A 17406-nucleotide genomic window follows, 5' to 3' on the forward strand; every position below is an offset into this window, starting at 1 on the left:
TGATCGCTTTCCTATGCTCTGCGGGCATGGAGCTGATCCAGAACACCGCCGATCTGTCCGCGTACTTGGCCGCGGACGAGGTCATCGACCATCACCACCCCGTGGTCCGGGAGACGGCCGGAAGGCTGGCCTCCGGGGCTGCCGACTCGTATGCCTATGCGCGTGCCGCCTTTGAATTCGTGCGGGACACCATCCCGCACTCCCAGGACTCCGGCGACCTGCGCGTCACCTGGCGCGCCTCCGACGTGCTCGCTCTCGGCACCGGCATCTGCTACGCCAAGGCCCACGCCCTGGCCGCCCTGCTGCGCGCCGAGGACATCCCGACGGCCCTGTGCTACCAGCGGCTGACGCACGACGAGGGCAGCGGGCACTGCGTGCACGGACTGGTCGCCGTCCGCTTCCACGGCGCCTGGCACCGGCAGGACCCGCGCGGCAACAAGCCGGGTGTGGACGCCCGGTTCTCCCTGGACGGCGAGCGGCTGGCCTGGATCCCCGACCCCGCGGCCGGTGAGCTGGACCATCCGGTGCTGTACGCCGAACCGCATCCGGTCGTCCTCGGCGCACTGAAGGCGGCCCCGGACCGGCCGCAGTTGTGGAAGACGCTGCCCGACGCACTCTGAGGGCAGGGGGCACCCCCGCCAGAACGGTCTCGGTCGCACTCGCTGAGGAAGACGCATCCGCCGGTCCGCGGAAGGCAGGTGCCGGCGGTTCTCCGGGCGAGCAGGTGGCCTCGGGTCCGGCGGCCGGTTCGCCCGGCTGCGGAAGCACAGCGTGCTCGCCTCGGCCGTGGCGCCGGCGCTCGTCGCGGGTGCCGTCGCGGTGCCGCTCGCGCTCGGCGCGTGGGACGACCCGTGCAAGGAACTGCCCGCCGCCACCCGCAAGTCGGCGGAGGACCCGGCGGCGGCGCCCCACGCCCTCGACCCCGGCACGACCTGTCCCGCTACGACTCCGTCGCCACGCTCCTGCCGTCCGGCACCCGAACAGACCGCTCAGGCGCCCCTGGCCCGTCCGGCCGAAGCGCCGCAGGCTACCGCGCTTCGGCCGCCCGCAGCTGCTCCACCGTAGGTGCCGTACCTCCCAGATGGGCGGGCAGCCACCAGGAGTCCTCGGGGCCCTTGGGGCGGCCCGGGTAGGCGCGCTGGGCGGCGTCCAGCAGTTCCTGGACGGCCTCGCGCAGCCGGCGCGTTATGGCGCCCGCGTACTGGTCGCGGGGTGCCTCGACCATCTCGCCGACGCGGATGGTGACGGGCAGGTGGCTGCGCTTGAAGTTGCGCGGCTGGCCCTTCGTCCACAGCCGCTGGGTGCCCCACACGGCCATCGGGACCAGCGGGACGCCCGCGTCCTGGGCGAGCCGGGCCGCACCGGACTTGAAGCTCTTCAGCGTGAACGACTGCGAGATGGTGGCCTCCGGGAAGACCCCGACGACCTCACCGGAGCGCAGCGAGTCCAGCGCGTGCGCGTAGGCCGCCTCGCCCTGCTTGCGGTCCACCGGGATGTGCTTCATGCCGCGCATCAGCGGACCGGAGATCCGGTGGCGGAAGACGGACTCCTTCGCCATGAAGCGCACCAGACGCTTCTGCGGCAGGGCCGCCAGGCCGTTGAAGACGAAGTCCAGATAGCTGATGTGATTGCTCACCAGCACGGCGCCGCCCGAGCGCGGGATGTTCTCCGACCCCTGGCAGTCGATCTTCAGATCCCAGACCTTGAACAACGTCTTGGCGAAACCGATGACGGGACGGTAGACCAGCTCTGCCATGGGCGGGGCGGACCCTTTCTGCTCTGCTCGGGAAAGGGGCTCCCGGCGGGAAGTTACGCAGCCGTAGGTTTACGGCGTCTCGCAGATCGTGCCCCAAGAACGGACGGGTAGCCAGTCCTGGTGCCCCGCGGCGGCGAGATCCTCGTCACGTCGGCCTACATCCCACCTCGGATCTTTGATTCCCCTTTACTCCACCCGTACGGTGGCCCTCTTCAGAAGCAGGAACATCTCGCACCCCAGGCAGTAGCCGAACGCCGCGTTCAGGAACGCCGCGGCGAGCGCGGCCCCGGTCGCGGCCAGTCCCAGCCACTGCGGTCCCACGGTGAACCCGACGAGCCCGAGCCCCGCGAACACCAGCCCCACGGCCTGCGCGAACCGCGGCGGCTCCGGCGCCTCGAACTCCCTCGGCGGCCCGAGCCGCGGCCGTACGGCCGTGCGGAACGCCCAGCCGTACGGCGAGCGCTGCACACCGGCGGCCGCGCCCACCGCGAACGCCAGCGTCTGCCAGCCCAGCACCCAGGGGCTCCGCAGGATCAGTGCCAGGGCCAGCACGGCCGTCGTCACGGCCGCACCGAAGCGCGGCCCCCTCACGTCGATGTCCATGAACCCAGCATTCCGCAACGGAAACTCCGGGGGGAGGCGGGAATCTTTGCAGTCTGATGAATGCTTGTGCAGGTGATGACCGGAGTGGTGGTGTGCGTGGCGGTGCTCGTCGTGGCGAGCGCCTTCGGAGTACTGCACAAGCGGCGGAGCGGGAGAGTGCGGGTGCGCGGGCGGGACGAGGGCAAGCGGCTGGGAGCCGTGGAGTTGGGCGGCGAGCTCGGTGAGCGGGCCACGCTGGTCCAGTTCTCGAGCGCCTTCTGCGCGCCCTGCCGGGCCACCCGGCGGGTCCTCGCCGAGGTCGCCGGAATGGTCCCCGGGGTGGCCCACATGGAGATCGACGCCGAGGCCCGTCTGGACCTCGTACGCGAACTGGACATCCTCAAGACGCCCACCGTGCTGGTGCTCGACGCCGACGGACGGGTCGTACGCCGTGCCACGGGACAGCCCCGCAAGGCGGACGTCATCGCGGCACTGGGCGAGGCCGTGTGAGGGGGCCTCAGGTGAGGGTGCGGTGCCTTCCGCATCCCGGACCGTGCTTGACTGGGCGCACCAACTATCGTCAGCCTGACCGTATGCCGACCGAACTCCTTCTCCACGGGCGGGTCCACGTCGACCTCGCCCACACCGCGAGCGCCATCTGTCCGGGCTGTTGAGCACCGACGCCCCGGCTCGTGACCTCCAGCAGAAGGACAACTCCATGACGGCCTCGCCCGACCTCGGCACCGTTCAGCTCGCCTCGCCCGACCTGTTGCGCTCCACCTTCCGCCGGCACGCCGCCGGCGTGGCCGTGATCACCGCGCGCGGCGCCTCCGGGCCGGTGGGCTTCACCGCCACCTCCCTCACCTCGGTCTCCGCCGAGCCCCCGCTGGTCTCCTTCGCCATCGGCACGGGTGCCTCCAGCTGGCCCGCGATCGCCGAGACGGAGCACATAGGCGTCCACATACTCGGTGAGCACCAGCGCGATCTGGCTGCGACCTTCGCCCGCAGTGGCGCCGACCGCTTCGGCGCGCCGACCGCCTGGCGTGAAGGCCCGGAAGGCGTACCGGTGCTCGACGATGTGCCGGCCTGGCTGGTCTGCCGGATCGTCGGCCGGGTTCCCGCCGGTGATCACCGCATCGTGCTGGCCGAGGTCGTCCTGGGCGACCCCACGGGTGCCGGCCGCCCTCTCCTCTACCACCAGGGCCGCTTCAACGGTCTGCGGGATTGATCACGCTTCCCGGTCCTGCGAAGCCGTCGAGTTCCGGTTACGCTGCGTTGCGAAGGTCACAGTTCAAAGCGCTTGCTTAGCGGGCATGAACTGGGTGTACTGACGAGTAATATTCCGGTCGGAGCGCGCGGACGCCCCGACCGGGATCGGCCGCTTGAGGCGCCTATGCTGCCTGCAAGAGGCAGCCCGGAAATGACGATGCAGTAGGAGAGCCGGCGTGAGCTTGAGGATCGTTGTCACTGTGAAGTACGTGCCCGACGCCACTGGCGACCGGCACTTCGCCGATGACCTGACCGTCGACCGCGACGACGTGGACGGTCTGCTCTCCGAGCTGGACGAGTACGCGGTCGAGCAGGCCCTCCAGATCGCGGAGGACGCGGACGACGCCGAGGTCACCGTTCTGACGGTCGGCCCCGAGGACGCCAAGGACGCGCTCCGCAAGGCCCTGTCGATGGGTGCCGACAAGGCCATCCACGTCGAGGACGACGACCTGCACGGCACCGACGCCATCGGCACCTCCCTGGTCCTGGCCAAGGCGATCGAGAAGGCCGGTTTCGACCTGGTCGTCTCCGGCATGGCCTCCACCGACGGCACCATGGGCGTCGTACCGGCCCTGGTGGCCGAGCGCCTGGGCGTCCCGCAGGTCACCCTGCTGTCCGAGGTCTCCGTCGAGGACGGCGTGGTCAAGGGCCGCCGTGACGGCGACGCCGCCTCCGAGCAGCTTCAGGCCTCGCTCCCGGCGATCGTGTCGGTCACCGACCAGTCGGGTGAGGCGCGTTACCCGTCCTTCAAGGGCATCATGGCGGCCAAGAAGAAGCCGGTGGAGTCCTGGGACCTGTCCGACCTGGACATCGAGGCCGAAGAGGTCGGTCTCGAGGGTGCGTTCACCAAGGTCGAGGCCGCGAACGAGCGCCCGGCGCGCACGGCCGGCACCATCGTCAAGGACGAGGGCGAGGGCGGCAAGCAGTTGGCCGAGTTCCTGGCGAGCCAGAAGTTCATCTAGGGGTCGGTGGCGCGGGCCGGTTGCAACACGACCCGCGCCCCGGTGGATTGCTGCTTCGCAGGAGAGCAATCCCGTGACTCCGCCCGAAGGGGCTTCTCGCTCGGCCGAGACGGCCTCACGACGGACAAGCCCTGCCCGATGCCGAATGGCATGAGCGGAGCGTAGCAGTCAACGTGTCTTCCCCCGACCGAAGTTCGGGGTATTCGCCCAGGAGTAGTAATGGCTGAAGTTCTCGTCTACGTCGACCACGTGGACGGCGCCGTCCGCAAGCCCACCCTCGAGCTGCTGACCCTGGCCCGCCGCATCGGCGAGCCCGTCGCCGTCGCCCTCGGTGCCGGCGCCGCCGACACCGCCGCCACGCTCGCCGAGCACGGCGCGGTGAAGGTCCTCACCCACGACGCCTCCGAGTACGCCGATTACCTGGTCGTGCCGAAGGTGGACGCCCTGCAGGCCGCCTACGAGGCCGTCTCCCCGGCCGCCGTGCTGGTCCCGTCCTCCGCCGAGGGCAAGGAGATCGCCGCCCGTCTGGCGCTGCGCATCGGCTCCGGCATCATCACCGACGCCGTCGACCTGGAGGCCGGCGACGAGGGCCCGGTGGCCACCCAGTCGGTGTTCGCCGCGTCCTTCACCACCAAGTCCCGTGTCATCAAGGGCACGCCGGTCATCACGGTCAAGCCGAACTCGGCCGCCGTGGAGGCCGCCCCGGCCGCCGGCGCGGTCGAGGCCCTCGCCGTCTCCTTCTCCGAGAAGGCGACCGGCACGAAGGTCACCGCGCGTACGCCGCGTGAGTCGACGGGCCGTCCGGAGCTGACCGAGGCCGCGATCGTGGTCTCCGGCGGCCGTGGGGTCAACGGCGCCGAGAACTTCTCGATCATCGAGGCGCTGGCCGACTCCCTCGGTGCGGCCGTCGGTGCCTCGCGTGCCGCCGTCGACGCCGGCTGGTACCCGCACACCAACCAGGTCGGCCAGACCGGCAAGAGCGTGTCCCCGCAGCTGTACATCGCCAACGGCATCTCCGGCGCGATCCAGCACCGCGCCGGTATGCAGACCTCCAAGACGATCGTGGCCGTCAACAAGGACGCCGAGGCCCCGATCTTCGAGCTGGTCGACTTCGGTGTGGTCGGCGACCTCTTCGACGTCGTCCCGCAGCTGACCGAGGAGATCAAGACCCGCAAGGGCTGAGCCCCGGCTCCTCCACGAGGCCCCCGTGACCTGCGCGGTCATGGGGGCCTCGGTGCATTCTGGTGACGTGCCCACGGCCGCTGTTCCACTGTCCGAGCGGGTGTTGACCAGTGGGAACCTCCCGGATAACTTCATTCTACGGATTGTTGATTCCGTACAGTGGAAAATTGGAGGGTGTGGGATGGGTCAGCAGGAGAAGGTGGCGACGAGCCTCGCGGGCGCCATGAGCGAGGAGATCAGCGCCTCCCTCGCACCGGTCGACGCGGAGCTGGAGCGCCGCTACCCCGGGGACCCCGGCACCCGGCAGCCCGTCCACACCGTCTACGTCCCCGGTGACGCCTTCGCCGCCGACACCATCCGCTCCTGGGGCGACCAGGCCCTCGCGGCACTCGACGCACACGCCCCGGACGCCGCCTCCTTCGCCGCCGTCCTCGGCCTGTCCGACGAACTCGCCGAGCCGGTCCACTCCCGTGTCCGCGCCAAGCTGGAACGCGAGCCGATCGAAGACCTGCGCGTCGACTTCGAGGACGGCTACGGCCCCCGCCCCGACGCCGAGGAGGACGCCACGGCGGCCCGCGCGGCCCGGCTGATCGCCCAGGCGTACCGGGACGGCACGGCGGCGCCGTACATGGGCATCCGCATGAAGTGCATGGAGGCCGCGGTACGCGACCGGGGCATCCGCACCCTCGACGTCTTCCTCACCGGCCTGATGGAGAACGGTGGCCTGCCCGAGGGGCTGGTGCTCACCCTGCCGAAGGTGACGTACCCCGAGCAGGTCACCGCCTTCGTCCGGCTCCTGGAGGCCTTCGAGAAGGTGCACGGCCTGGACGCCGGCCGGCTCGGCTTCGAGATCCAGATCGAGACCAGCCAGTCCATCCTCGCCACCGACGGCACCGCCACCGTCGCCCGGATGATCCAGGCCGCCGAGGGCCGTGCCACCGGGCTGCACTACGGCACCTTCGACTACAGCGCCTGCCTCGGCGTCTCGGCCGCCTATCAGGCCAGCGACCACCCGGCCGCCGACCATGCCAAGGCGGTCATGCAGGTCGCGGCGGCCGGCACCGGGGTGCGCGTCTCCGACGGCTCGACCAACGTCCTGCCCGTCGGCCCCACCGAGAAGGTCCACGACGCCTGGCGCCTGCACTACGGTCTCACCCGCCGCGCCCTGGCCCGCGCCTACTACCAGGGCTGGGACATGCACCCCGGCCACATCCCGACCCGCTACGCCGCCGTCTTCGCCTTCTACCGCGAAGGCTTCGAGCAGGCCGCCGGCCGCCTCGCCCGCTACGCCAACCGGGCCGGTGGCGACGTCATGGACGAGCCCGCCACCGCCAAGGCCCTCAGCGGCTATCTGCTGCGCGGCCTGGACTGCGGTGCCCTCGACATCGCCGAGGTCGCCCGCCTCGCCGGCCTGACCCGAGCCGACCTGGAGGGCTTCGCCGCCCCCCGGCGCGGCGACCTGACGGCCTCCGCGCAGCAGAAGTAGCGGACCGGTCACAGCCCGCGGCCCAGGCAGTGGGCCCACGCCGCCGCCCCGTACGCTGGACGTCACGCATCGACCGGGCGCACGCGACAGACGACGACAGGAACGGGGCGGCGGTGTCTTCGGGGGAGCAGGGACCGGAGGAGTACGGGCACACGGACGACGGGACCGGCCGGCTCCTGGCCGGGCGCTACCGCGTCACCGCGCGGCTCGGGCGCGGCGGCATGGGCGTGGTCTGGCGGGCGGTGGACGAGGTCCTCGGCCGCGAGGTCGCCGTCAAGGAGCTGCGGACGTACACGGACGCGGCCGGACCGGAACTGTCCGAGCAGCGGCTGCGCATGCAGCGCGAGGCCCGGGCCGCCGCCCGGGTCCGTCACCAGGGCGTCGTCGCCGTGCACGACGTCGCCGAGGTCGACGGGCGCCCACTGATCGTCATGGAGCTGATCGACGGGCCCTCCCTCGACGACGTGCTGCGCGAGCGCGGCACCCTGGACCCGTACGAGGCCGCGCGCGTCGGTGCCGAGGTCCTCGACGCGCTGGCCGCCGCCCATCGCGCCGGCGTCCTGCACCGCGACGTCAAACCCGGCAACATCCTCCTGGACCGCTCCGGCCGCGTCGTCCTGACCGACTTCGGCATCGCCACCATGGACGACCCCGGCGACGGCTCGGCCACCCGCCTCACCCGCAGCGGCGAACTCGTCGGCAGCCTGGACTACCTGGCCCCCGAGCGCGCCCAGGGCGCCGAGCCGGGCGCACCCGCCGACGTGTGGGCCGTGGGCGCCACCCTCTACGCGGCCGTCGAAGGTGCCTCGCCGTTCCGCCGTACGTCCACCTACTCGACGCTCACCGCGATCGTCTCCGAGCCGCTGCCGGAGCCGCACCGGGCGGGGCCGCTGGCGCCGGTGCTGCGGCGCCTGATGGACAAACGCCCGGACGCCCGACCGGACGCCGAGGAGGCCCGCGAGGCGCTGCGCGAGGCGGCTCGGGCGCGGCTCCCGGACGTGCAGACGACCACCCTGCGCCCGGCGCCGCCGGTGCACCCCACCCCGCCGGGGCCCGGCGCGCCGTCCCCACCGCCGCACTTCGGCCCGGTGCAGCCGGGGACGGGCGGTCCTGTACGGCCGGGCCCGACCGGTCCGGCCGAGCAGGCGGCCGACTTCGGCCCGGCTTCTCCAGTCGGGCAGGGAGACGTACATGGGCCTGGTTCTCCGGCCGGGGCGCACCCGAGGCCGGCTCCCTCCTTCGCCCAGGGTCCTGGCGCTCCCACCGGACCGACACCCGCTCACCCGCCCGGTGCTGCCACCGGTCCCATGACTACGGCGACGGGCTCGCCCCGCCGCAGGGGCCGCGCGCTGCTCGCCGCCGGTGCCGTCGCCGTCGTCCTCGCCACGGCCGGGGTCACCGCCGCCCTGGTGCGCGACCGGGGAGCGCCGAGGACCGACTCGGCGTCGGCCGCGTCCCGCTCCGGGGACGTGACCACGAAACCGGCCGGCACCGAGCGGTCCGCACAGCCGAGGAAGTCGCGTGGGGACGGCGGGAAGAGCGCCGAACCCAGCGCGACGGCGAGCGGCGCGGGCCACACCGAGCCGTCCTCGCGTGCCTCCGCCGCCGCGCCCGGCAAGCCCTCCGACAGCCCTGGTCCGACCGGTGGTTCGAGCCCCGGCTCCGGTCCGGCGACTGCCTGTCGGTCCGTCGGCGGCGGCAAGTACGACTGCCAGGTCTGGCGGACCGCCACGTCCTACACGGCCGCCGGCACGCAGGCCGGGACCCTGAACGCGGGCACCGACTACTTCTACTGCCAGGCGCATCTCGGCCGCCGGGAGACCTACGGCCGGTGGACGAACGTGTGGTGGGCGAAGACCGACGACGACAGCGGCAACACCGGCGTCTACGTCAGCGACGTCTACCTCAAGGGCGGCAACAACGACGAACCGGTGCCCGGGCTGCCGGCCTGCTGACCGTCGGCGTACGGTTCGAAGCCCGACTTCGTCACCCACTTCTGCTCGGCGAACAGCAGGGTGCCTCGCACACACAGCCCGGGGTCGCGGCGCGCCCGCGCGCAGAACTCCTCCGGCGTGACCCCGAACAGCTCGCGCAACCGAGCCGATCCCACGAGGAGTTCGCCGATCAGGGCGCGCTGGTCGCCGGGATGGCGGCGTGGCGCACCGGTGCCGTCCAGCAGTACGCCGTGCCGGTTGACATAGGCGAACGCCCCGGTGAGCCCGGAGCCGTCCGGCAACTCGATCCGCACCTCGGGCGCGGGCAGCCAGGCCCGCCGGAAGTGCGGCTCGCTGGCGTCGATCACCTCCAGCTGGCGCCGGTCCAGCCAGATGACGAACAACTCCCGTAACGCCTGGGGGGACTTGACCGGAGACGCGGAGACATACCCCAGGATGCTGACGTGTGCCGAGACGCCCACGTCGAGCCCGGACACCCGCGACCGCACCATCGGCACGGGGGAGTCGATCCCGAACTCGTCCATCTTGTAGCGCAGTTGACCTGGGCAGGCGTTGGACCCGACGGCGAGCACCGGCACCCGGTCGTCGTACACCAGGCGCTCCAGCGGGAACATCCGGTCGCCGTGCAGCAGCCCGGAGTCGTCGGGCCAGGCGCCGGGATAGGTCAGCGGATGGTCGCGGGGAGTGTCGGCGAGACCGAGCTCCGCCAGGGTGCGGCCGGTCACGGGCGGCTCAGTCGGCCGGCGGCAGCTCGCCCGAGCCGCGCGTGATCAGCCGGGTGGGCAGCTCGATGCGCTCCGGCGCGACGAGACCACCGTCCAGCCGGCGGAACAGGCGCTCGGCGGCGGTGCGGCCGAGGGCGGCCGCGTCCTGGGCGACGACCGTGACGCCCGGCTGGAGCAGATCGGCCAGCTCGATGTCGTCGAAGCCGACGAGGGCGACCCGGCGGGAGTGTTCGGCCAGCACCCGGATCACGGTGACCGTCACCCGGTTGTTGCCCGCGAAGATCGCGGTGACGGGGTCGGGTCCGCAGAGCATCTCCTCCGCCGCCCGGCGTACCCGTTCCGGATTCGTCTGCCCGAGGGACATCCAGGCGTCCTCGACCGGTATCCCCGCGTCCTCCATGGCCGCCCGGTAGCCGCGCAGCCGCTCGGCGGCGGTGTGGATGCGCGGCATGTCGCCGATGAAGCCGATCCGGCGGTGGCCGTGTGCGATGAGGTGGGCGACGCCGTCCCGGGCACCGCCGTAGTTGTCGGAGAGGACCACGTCGGCGTCGATGCGCCCGGCCGGACGGTCCACGAACACGGTCGCCACGCCGGCCCTGATCTCCGGTTCGAGATAGCGGTGGTCGTCCCCGGCCGGGATCACCACCAGACCGTCAACCCGCCGCGCGCACAGGGCCAGCGCCAGCTCCTGCTCGCGCTCCGGGTCCTCGGCGCTGGAGCCGTTGATCAGCAGGGCGCCATGGGCCCGGGCCACCTCCTCGACGGCGCGGCTGAGCGGACCGTAGAAGGGGTCGGCGAGGTCCTCCAGGACGAGCCCGATGCTTGCCGTACGGCCCTTGCGCAGCACCCGGGCGCTGTCGTTGCGGCGGAAGCCCAGCGCGTTGATCGCCTCCTGCACCCGGCGTTCGGTGTCCGGGGTGACGCCGGGCTCGCCGTTGACCACCCGGGAGACCGTCTTCAGGCCGACCCCGGCCCGCGCCGCCACGTCCTTCATGGTCGGGCGGTTGCCGTACCTGGTGCCGGAAAGGCTGTCTGTGCGGCGGGTGGTGTCGGGCACGATGCGGTGTCCTGTCCTGTCGTACGACTTGTCCACGAGGTGGTGCGTCGATCCTCGGTTTGTATGAGGATGTGGCGTCGAGCATAGAGCCTGGACAACGTTGTCAGATGCGAGAGACACTGTCCAACGCTGTCTGTCGGCCTGCGCCCCCACCGCTTGACCGGCCTGCTTTCCTTGGTTTGCGAGCTTCAACGGGGAGTCTGACTCTGATGCACACCGACCTCGTGGCGGCCCTGGACATCGGCGGTACCAAGATCGCCGGCGGTCTCGTGGACGGCCACGGACGGATACTGGCCCGAGCCCAGCGCGCCACTCCCGCCCAGCAGGACGGCGAAACGGTCATGCGGGCCGTGGAGGAGGTGCTCGACGACCTCGCCGGTTCGCCGCTGTGGGAACGCGCCGGCGCCCTCGGCATCGGCAGCGCCGGCCCCGTGGACGCCTCGGCGGGTACGGTCAGTCCGGTGAACGTGCCGGGCTGGCGGGACTTTCCGCTGGTCGAGCGGGTGTGTGCGGCCACCGGCGGGCTCCCGGTGGAGCTGATCGGCGACGGCGTCGCGATCACGGCGGCCGAGCACTGGCAGGGCGCCGCGCGCGGCCACGACAACGCGCTGTGCATGGTGGTGTCGACCGGCGTCGGGGGCGGCCTGGTCCTCAACGGCCGGCTGCACCCAGGGCCGACCGGCAACGCCGGGCACATCGGTCACATCAGCGTCGACCTCGACGGCGACCCGTGCCCGTGCGGCTCGCGCGGCTGCGTGGAGCGGATCGCGAGCGGGCCGAACATCGCCCGCCGCGCGCTGGAGGAGGGCTGGCGTCCCGGGTCCGACGGCGACACCTCGGCCGCCGCCGTGGCCGCCGCCGCTCGCGAGGGCGATCCGGTCGCCGTGGGCTCCTTCGAGCGTGCGGCACAGGCGCTGGCCGCCGGGATCGCGGCCACCGCGACCCTGGTCGAGATCGACATCGCCGTGATCGGCGGCGGCGTCGGCAAGGCGGGCGACATCCTTTTCACCCCGCTGCGCAAGGCGCTCACCGACTACGCGACCCTCTCCTTCGTCCAGCGACTGACGGTCGTCCCCGCGCAGATGGGCACGGACGCCGGGCTGGTCGGCGCGGCTGCCGCTGCGCTGGTGCGGCGGCCGGACGCTACGGCGGGGGTCTGAACCGGCGGTTGGAGCGCAGTTGCGAGCGCCCCGAAGGGGCGCGGGGAACTGTGCGATCAGCCCCCGCGCACCCGCGGGCGCGTACGGTCTCAACCGCCCGGCGGGCGGGCGCCCTCAGCAAGTCAGCCTGGCGTCGGCCCAGTCCGCATGGTCGGAGTCGTTGCCGTCTCCCGCGTCGGTGACGACCAGGTCGATCACCTGGGCGCCGGTGATGTCGGCGGTGAGGGGCTGGGCGGGCATCGCGTTGGTCAGGACGCCGGTCGAGGCGACCTTCGTGCCGTCGGCCCAGATCTCGAAGGTGACGGTGCCCTTCGTGCCCTTCTCGTCGTCGACGCCGACGTCCGCGGTGACCCTGGCGCAGGCCTTGCCGGTGTAGAAGGAGACGTCGCTGGGGGCGTGGGCGCCGAGGCCCTTGGCGTACACGGTGCCGCCGATGGTGATCGGGTGGCCGTCGCCCGCGTCGCTCTCCCCGTTGCTCGTGTCGCGCTCCACCGGGCCCCAGCCGCTGGTCGCCGACAGCCACGGCAGGTCGCTGAGGTACGACGTCCCGGCGGGCGGCCGGACGACGACGGACGCGGTCGACGGCAGGGTGCTGGTGACGCGTTGTCCGCGCGGTGAGAGATAGCGGGCCTGGAGGGTGAGGCCGTAGGAGCCGGTCGGTGTTCCGGCCGGTGCGGTGACGGTCCAGCGGGTGCGCAGGGTGCCGCCGGTGGCCAGGCTGCCGGCCGTGGCCGGCGATACGGGCCGTACGGTCCACCCGTCGGGGCCGGTGAGGGACACGGACACCCGCCGCGCCGGGGTGCGGCCGAGGTCGGTGACGGTGCCGGTCAGCGTGGCCGGGGTGCCCGCCTCCAGCAACGGACTGCCGTCCAGGCCCAGTTCGGTGGCGGGCGGGTACGCGGCCCAGTGCGGGTCGGCCGAGACGCGCAGCAGGACCGTGCCGTGGGCGGGGACGGTCGCCGCGAGGGTGCCGGCGGAGTTGTAGCTCCTGTGCTGCCACAGGTCCCGCAGCGTGTACGCGGAGGCGTCGGGGAGGCCGACCGCGGCCGCGGTGGTGGCGATCCGCCGCGCGGTGCCGGACTCGTTGAACAGGGCCACCGCGCGGCTGCCGTCCTTCATCTCCTTGGCGATCACCCAGCGTCCGCCCGCCGAGGAGACGACCGTGCCCTGCTTGCCCAGGGGGTCCTGGTCGACGGCGATGACCTCCTTGTTGTCGAGGATGCCGAAGGTGGCAGGTGAGGCCTTGCGCAGGTCGGTGCCGATCAGCAGCGGCGCGGCCATGACCGACCAGAGGGAGAAGTGCGAGCGGTACTCGGTGTCCGTCATGCCGCCGTTGCCGACCTCCAGCATGTCGGGGTCGTTCCAGTGGCCGGGTCCGGCGTACGGCGCCAGCGGCAGGTTCTGCTTCAGGATCGACACCATCGAGGACCAGCTGTCGCTGATGTCACCGGTGGTCCGCCACAGATGCCCGACGCCCGAGGCCCACTCCCAGGGCTTGTTCTCGCCCCACTCGCAGATGCTGTAGACGATGGGTCGCCCGGTCGCCTTGAGCGCGTCCCGCATGGTCGTGTACCGCTGCTTCGCGTCCACGCCCTGGTTGTTGCAGTTGTCGTACTTCAGATAGTCCACACCCCAGTCGGCGAACTGCTGCGCGTCGCTGTACTCGTGGCCGAGCGCGCCGGGGAACCCCGCGCTGTTGCAGGTCTTGGTACCGGCACTGGTGTAGATGCCGAGTTTGAGGCCCTTGGAGTGGACGTAGTCGGCGACGGCCTTGATGCCGTTCGGGAAGCGGGCCGGGTCGGGCACCAGCTTGCCGGCGGCGTCGCGCTGCGGCAGGGCCCAGCAGTCGTCCAGGTTGACGTACTGGTAGCCGGCGTCCTTCAGGCCCTTCGCCACGAAGAGGTCGGCGATGCCCTTGACCATGGTCTCGTTGAAGTCCGCGCGGCAGTGCGTGGAGTTCCAGTTGTTGAAGCCCATGGGCGGCGTGAGGGCGAGACCGTCGGCCAGGGCGGGGGCGGCCGGTTCCTGGGCGGGGGCGGCGAGCGCGGGGCCGGCGAGGCCGGCCGCGCCCAGCAGGCCTGCGGTGAGTGCTCCGAGGACTCTTCGGCGGGTGGTGCGGGTGTGAGGGTGACGCATCGTTGACGTTCCTCCGACTCGCGAAAGGTGGCTGACGACAGGGCGGCGCCAGGGCGTCATGTATGGGTCAGCTGTGCGCGATTACGGTAGGACCTGTCGGACTCTGTTGGAAGAGGTGTGGCTCGACTGTCCGATATCCCGTCAGACGGGTTGACGACAGCAGGGTTTGACTCCTTGACTGCTGTCCGGCGTTCGGATGTGTTCGCTTCCGGAGCTCACGCCTCGTCGTCGACGCGGCCCCAGCCGGGCAACGGCGGCTGCGGCCACGCGGGCGGGGCGGGGAGCGGAGGGGCCGGGCCGTCGACCGTCAGCGCATCGGCCGGAGTCCGTCCGCCGAGCCAGCCGAGCACCTGGTGCCCGGCCCCGGCGAGGGTCCCCCCGACGTCATGGACCAGCGCCGGCCGAGATCCACGGCCTCCACCGAGGCGAGTGGAAAACCCTGGGCGCGCAGCGTGGTGAGGGTGTCGTCCAGCGCCCAGGAGACATAGCCGTCGGGCCACTGCTCCGTGCCGTGGCCGACGCCCAGGTCGAGGTGGTGCGTCTCCAGCTCCCGCAGGCAGCGCAGCAGGAGGTACCAGGCCGGGTGCCGCCAGCCCGCCAGCGCGGGGACCAGCTGGTCCCAGGCGGCACCGGGCAGCGCACGTGCCTGCGCCGCGAAACGGTCCAGGCTCTCGCGCAGCCGGGTCGCGAGCCGCCCGGCGGACAGCGCAGCGTCCCGCTCGACCGCCGCGGCCAGCATCGCCGCGTCCGCGCGGGGGCCGGGTGCGCGGCCGGTCCGCGCGAGCCGCAGCAGCCAGACGTAGGCGTCGACGCTGTGGGCGACGTGGGCGAGCACATGACCCCGCGTCCACCTGGGCAGCCCTGACGGCGCGCGGAGTTCGGTGCCGGACAGGTCGGCCGCGGCCCGCACGAGGCCGTCGCCGGAGCGCACGACCTCCTCGATGCGACCGGCTCCGGCGCGGAAGACCGGGAGCCCGTTCACCGGAACTCCCCTACGACCTCGATCCGGCCGACGACATGGGCGTTGAACTCGTCCAACTCCTCCGCCGGAACCCGCAGTTCGAGCATCGTCTCGCCGCCGGCCTGCCGGACCGGATACCGGCTGAGGAACTCCGTGTCGACCTCGAACCGGGTCACGAAACCGGCGCCGTCGTGCTGGACGTTCCAGTCCCGGGCGATACGGATCGCGTGGTCCTTGTTGAGAACCGGGTAGAAGACCGGCTGTTCGGGGAGCCGGGGCGGCCAGGACCGCCAGTCCAGCTCGCGGACCAGCTCCAGTTCCTCGGGGCCCGTGGGGCGCCAGAGGGTCGTCGTCAGGGGCGGGCTGGTCATGATCGCGTATCTCCGGTCGGGGCCCGCGGAGCCGGCGGGCAGGTCGGAACGTCGACGGACGTTACCGGCCCCGCACGGGAGCGGGCCAGCGGATTTCGGCAGGAAGCGTGCCGGCCAGGCCGGACGCGGCGGACAACATGCTGTGCACCGCCGCGGCGTTGCCCTGCGCCTCGCCGTGGACGTCACCGGCGGACTCGTCCACGCGCCCTGCCACCGGGTCGGTGACCTGGTCCGCCCACCGGGATGGTGATCCGGTCCACCCACCGGGACGGTGACCCTCCCTCGCCCCACCGGGACGGTGCCCCGCCCCCTCCAGGACGGTAACCCCGGTCGCCCACTCGCAGGTATCCGCGTGACCCTCGGCCCGGTTCGTAGTTGATCAGCGCATGAAGAAGCGCAGCATGCTCGCCATCGCCACCCTGGCCACCGGATTCGTCGTGGCCGCCGTCACGCCCTCCCACGCGGCGGACAAGAGCCCCACCGGGATGTCCCTCGACGGCCTCGACGTCTCGAACACGCTCGACTCGGCCGCCGGCCACCCGGTCTCCCTGGACAGCTTCACCGTCGACGACCACGCCCCCAGGGCTCAGCACTAGCCCCGACGGCCGACGGCGTGTGTGCCGGTGCCCTCGACGCCCGGGGGCGCCGGCACTGCCGTTCCGGCGCCCTCACCGGGGCGGGGTTTCCGTGGCAGGGTGGAGCGGGCAAGCCTCAGGGGGCCAACACAAGAGGGGGAGTCCGTGACCGTCGTCTGGATCAACGGCGCGTTCGGTGCGGGGAAGACCACCACCGCACGGGAGCTGATCGAGCTGATCCCGAACAGCACGCTCTTCGACCCCGAGGTCATCGGCGCGGGGCTCACGCACCTTCTGCCGGCCAAGCGCCTCGCCGAGGTCGGTGACTTCCAGGACCTGCCGATCTGGCGCCGGCTCGTGGTCGACACGGCGGCCGCGATGCTCGCCGAACTCGGCGGGACCCTCGTGGTGCCGATGACACTGCTCCGCCAGGAGTACCGCGACGAGATCTTCGGCGGCCTCGCCGCCCGCAGGATCCCCGTGCACCATTTCCTGCTCGCCCCGGCGGAAACGATCCTGCGCGAGCGGATAGCCGGGCGGGAGGTCCCGCCGGACCTCCCCGACGGCGAGATACGGGTGCGGCAGTGGGCCTACGACCACATCGAGCCCTACCGCGCCGCCCTCGCCGCCTGGCTCACCGCCGACGCCCACCTGCTGGACACCGGCGACCTCACCCCGTACGCCACCGCCGTCCGCGTCGCCGATGCCGTCGGCAGCGGTGCCGTACCGCCCTGCGACATCGTGCAGACCCCCGAGCCGACCGCCGAGACCCTCGCCGCCGGGGTGCTGCTCTTCGACGAGCACGACCGGGTGCTGCTGGTTGACCCCACCTACAAGCCCGGCTGGGAGTTCCCGGGGGGCGTGGTGGAGCGCGGCGAGGCGCCGGCCCGCGCCGGGATGCGTGAGGTCGCCGAGGAGACCGGGATACGGCTCACGGAGGTGCCCCGGCTGCTCGTCGTGGACTGGGAACGGCCCGTACCGCCCGGCTTCGGCGGACTGCGGCTGCTGTTCGACGGCGGCCGGCTGGAGTCCGGCGAGTCGTCCCGGGTGCTGCTGCCGGGCCCGGAGCTGCGCGACTGGCGCTTCGCCACCGAGCAGGAGGCGGCCGAGATGCTGCCCCCGGTCCGCTACGAGCGCCTGCGCTGGGCCCTGCGCGCCCGCGAGCGCGGGACCGCGCTGTATCTGGAGGCGGGGGTGCCGGTCGGCTGAGCCGCCGGCCGGCGCCGTAC

Annotated in this window: 18 protein-coding genes; 10 read left to right on the forward strand and 8 right to left on the reverse strand. The window is 72.4% G+C overall.

Going from position 1 to position 17406, the window contains the following annotated elements:
- Positions 1-26 precede the first annotated feature (26 nt).
- Positions 27-620, forward strand: a complete 594-nt coding sequence (locus ACFYZB_RS00795; protein WP_388752645.1) for a transglutaminase domain-containing protein — start codon at positions 27-29, stop codon at positions 618-620.
- A 407-nt stretch (positions 621-1027) separates the two neighbouring features.
- Here ACFYZB_RS00795 and ACFYZB_RS00800 read toward each other — a convergent pair whose 3' ends face one another.
- Together ACFYZB_RS00800 and ACFYZB_RS00805 are read right to left on the reverse strand one after the other, a co-directional pair.
- Positions 1028-1756, reverse strand: coding sequence for a lysophospholipid acyltransferase family protein (locus ACFYZB_RS00800; protein WP_388752648.1), 729 nt, complete (start codon positions 1754-1756; stop codon positions 1028-1030).
- A gap of 186 nt (positions 1757-1942) precedes the next feature.
- Complete coding sequence (locus ACFYZB_RS00805) at positions 1943-2359, reverse strand: DUF4395 domain-containing protein (protein ID WP_388752651.1); 417 nt, start codon at positions 2357-2359, stop codon at positions 1943-1945.
- 75 nt (positions 2360-2434) lie between these two features.
- Here ACFYZB_RS00805 and ACFYZB_RS00810 point away from each other — a divergent pair, with 75 nt between their 5' ends.
- The 6 genes from ACFYZB_RS00810 (at position 2435) to ACFYZB_RS00835 (ending at position 9192) form a co-directional block, all read left to right on the forward strand.
- A complete protein-coding gene (locus tag ACFYZB_RS00810) occupies positions 2435-2848 on the forward strand; it encodes a TlpA family protein disulfide reductase (RefSeq protein ID WP_388753465.1) in 414 nt (137 codons plus the stop codon).
- 208 nt (positions 2849-3056) lie between these two features.
- Positions 3057-3566, forward strand: a complete 510-nt coding sequence (locus ACFYZB_RS00815) for a flavin reductase family protein (RefSeq protein WP_351205386.1) — start codon at positions 3057-3059, stop codon at positions 3564-3566.
- A gap of 217 nt (positions 3567-3783) precedes the next feature.
- A complete protein-coding gene (locus ACFYZB_RS00820) occupies positions 3784-4569 on the forward strand; it encodes an electron transfer flavoprotein subunit beta/FixA family protein (RefSeq protein ID WP_351205388.1) in 786 nt (261 codons plus the stop codon).
- 219 nt (positions 4570-4788) lie between these two features.
- Positions 4789-5751, forward strand: a complete 963-nt coding sequence (locus ACFYZB_RS00825) for an electron transfer flavoprotein subunit alpha/FixB family protein (RefSeq protein ID WP_351205390.1) — start codon at positions 4789-4791, stop codon at positions 5749-5751.
- A 181-nt stretch (positions 5752-5932) separates the two neighbouring features.
- Positions 5933-7237 carry a DUF6986 family protein gene (locus ACFYZB_RS00830; protein WP_388752656.1) on the forward strand — a complete coding sequence of 435 codons (1305 nt, stop codon included), beginning with the start codon at positions 5933-5935 and terminating at the stop codon, positions 7235-7237.
- 113 nt (positions 7238-7350) lie between these two features.
- Positions 7351-9192, forward strand: a complete 1842-nt coding sequence (locus ACFYZB_RS00835; RefSeq protein ID WP_388752659.1) for a protein kinase — start codon at positions 7351-7353, stop codon at positions 9190-9192.
- Here ACFYZB_RS00835 and ACFYZB_RS00840 read toward each other — a convergent pair.
- Positions 9138-9917, reverse strand: coding sequence for a hypothetical protein (locus ACFYZB_RS00840; RefSeq protein ID WP_388752662.1), 780 nt, complete (start codon positions 9915-9917; stop codon positions 9138-9140). The two genes, ACFYZB_RS00835 and ACFYZB_RS00840, sit on opposite strands and share 55 nt — an antisense overlap.
- 7 nt (positions 9918-9924) lie before the next feature.
- Positions 9925-10974: a LacI family DNA-binding transcriptional regulator gene (locus tag ACFYZB_RS00845; RefSeq protein WP_351205397.1), complete on the reverse strand. Its 1050-nt coding sequence runs from the start codon at positions 10972-10974 to the stop codon at positions 9925-9927.
- A 209-nt stretch (positions 10975-11183) separates the two neighbouring features.
- On the opposite strand from ACFYZB_RS00845, the gene ACFYZB_RS00850 reads away from it, so the two are divergent.
- A complete protein-coding gene (locus ACFYZB_RS00850; RefSeq protein ID WP_351205399.1) occupies positions 11184-12134 on the forward strand; it encodes an ROK family protein in 951 nt (316 codons plus the stop codon).
- 114 nt (positions 12135-12248) lie between these two features.
- Here the strand turns inward: ACFYZB_RS00850 and ACFYZB_RS00855 are convergent, their stop codons facing one another.
- From ACFYZB_RS00855 to ACFYZB_RS00870, 4 genes are all read right to left on the reverse strand, one after another.
- Complete coding sequence (locus ACFYZB_RS00855; protein WP_388752665.1) at positions 12249-14270, reverse strand: NPCBM/NEW2 domain-containing protein; 2022 nt, start codon at positions 14268-14270, stop codon at positions 12249-12251.
- Positions 14271-14577: 307 nt separating this feature from the next.
- Entirely contained in the window at positions 14578-15252 is a 675-nt protein-coding gene (locus tag ACFYZB_RS00860) for a maleylpyruvate isomerase family mycothiol-dependent enzyme (RefSeq protein ID WP_388752669.1), read from the reverse strand.
- Complete coding sequence (locus tag ACFYZB_RS00865) at positions 15249-15602, reverse strand: hypothetical protein (RefSeq protein WP_388752671.1); 354 nt, start codon at positions 15600-15602, stop codon at positions 15249-15251. The genes ACFYZB_RS00860 and ACFYZB_RS00865 overlap by 4 nt, the downstream gene beginning before the upstream one ends.
- A gap of 61 nt (positions 15603-15663) precedes the next feature.
- On the reverse strand, positions 15664-15816 hold the full coding sequence (locus tag ACFYZB_RS00870) for a hypothetical protein (RefSeq protein ID WP_388752674.1): 153 nt from the start codon (positions 15814-15816) through the stop codon (positions 15664-15666).
- Between the two features lie 172 nt (positions 15817-15988).
- Here ACFYZB_RS00870 and ACFYZB_RS00875 point away from each other — a divergent pair, with 172 nt between their 5' ends.
- Both ACFYZB_RS00875 and ACFYZB_RS00880 read left to right on the forward strand, forming a co-directional pair.
- A complete protein-coding gene (locus ACFYZB_RS00875; RefSeq protein WP_388752677.1) occupies positions 15989-16198 on the forward strand; it encodes a hypothetical protein in 210 nt (69 codons plus the stop codon).
- Positions 16199-16342: 144 nt separating this feature from the next.
- On the forward strand, positions 16343-17386 hold the full coding sequence (locus tag ACFYZB_RS00880) for an NUDIX domain-containing protein (protein WP_388752680.1): 1044 nt from the start codon (positions 16343-16345) through the stop codon (positions 17384-17386).
- The last annotated feature ends 20 nt before the right edge of the window (positions 17387-17406 follow it).

It is taken from the genome of Streptomyces sp. NPDC001852 (assembly GCF_042891825.1).
Classification (GTDB): Bacteria; Actinomycetota; Actinomycetes; order Streptomycetales; family Streptomycetaceae; genus Streptomyces.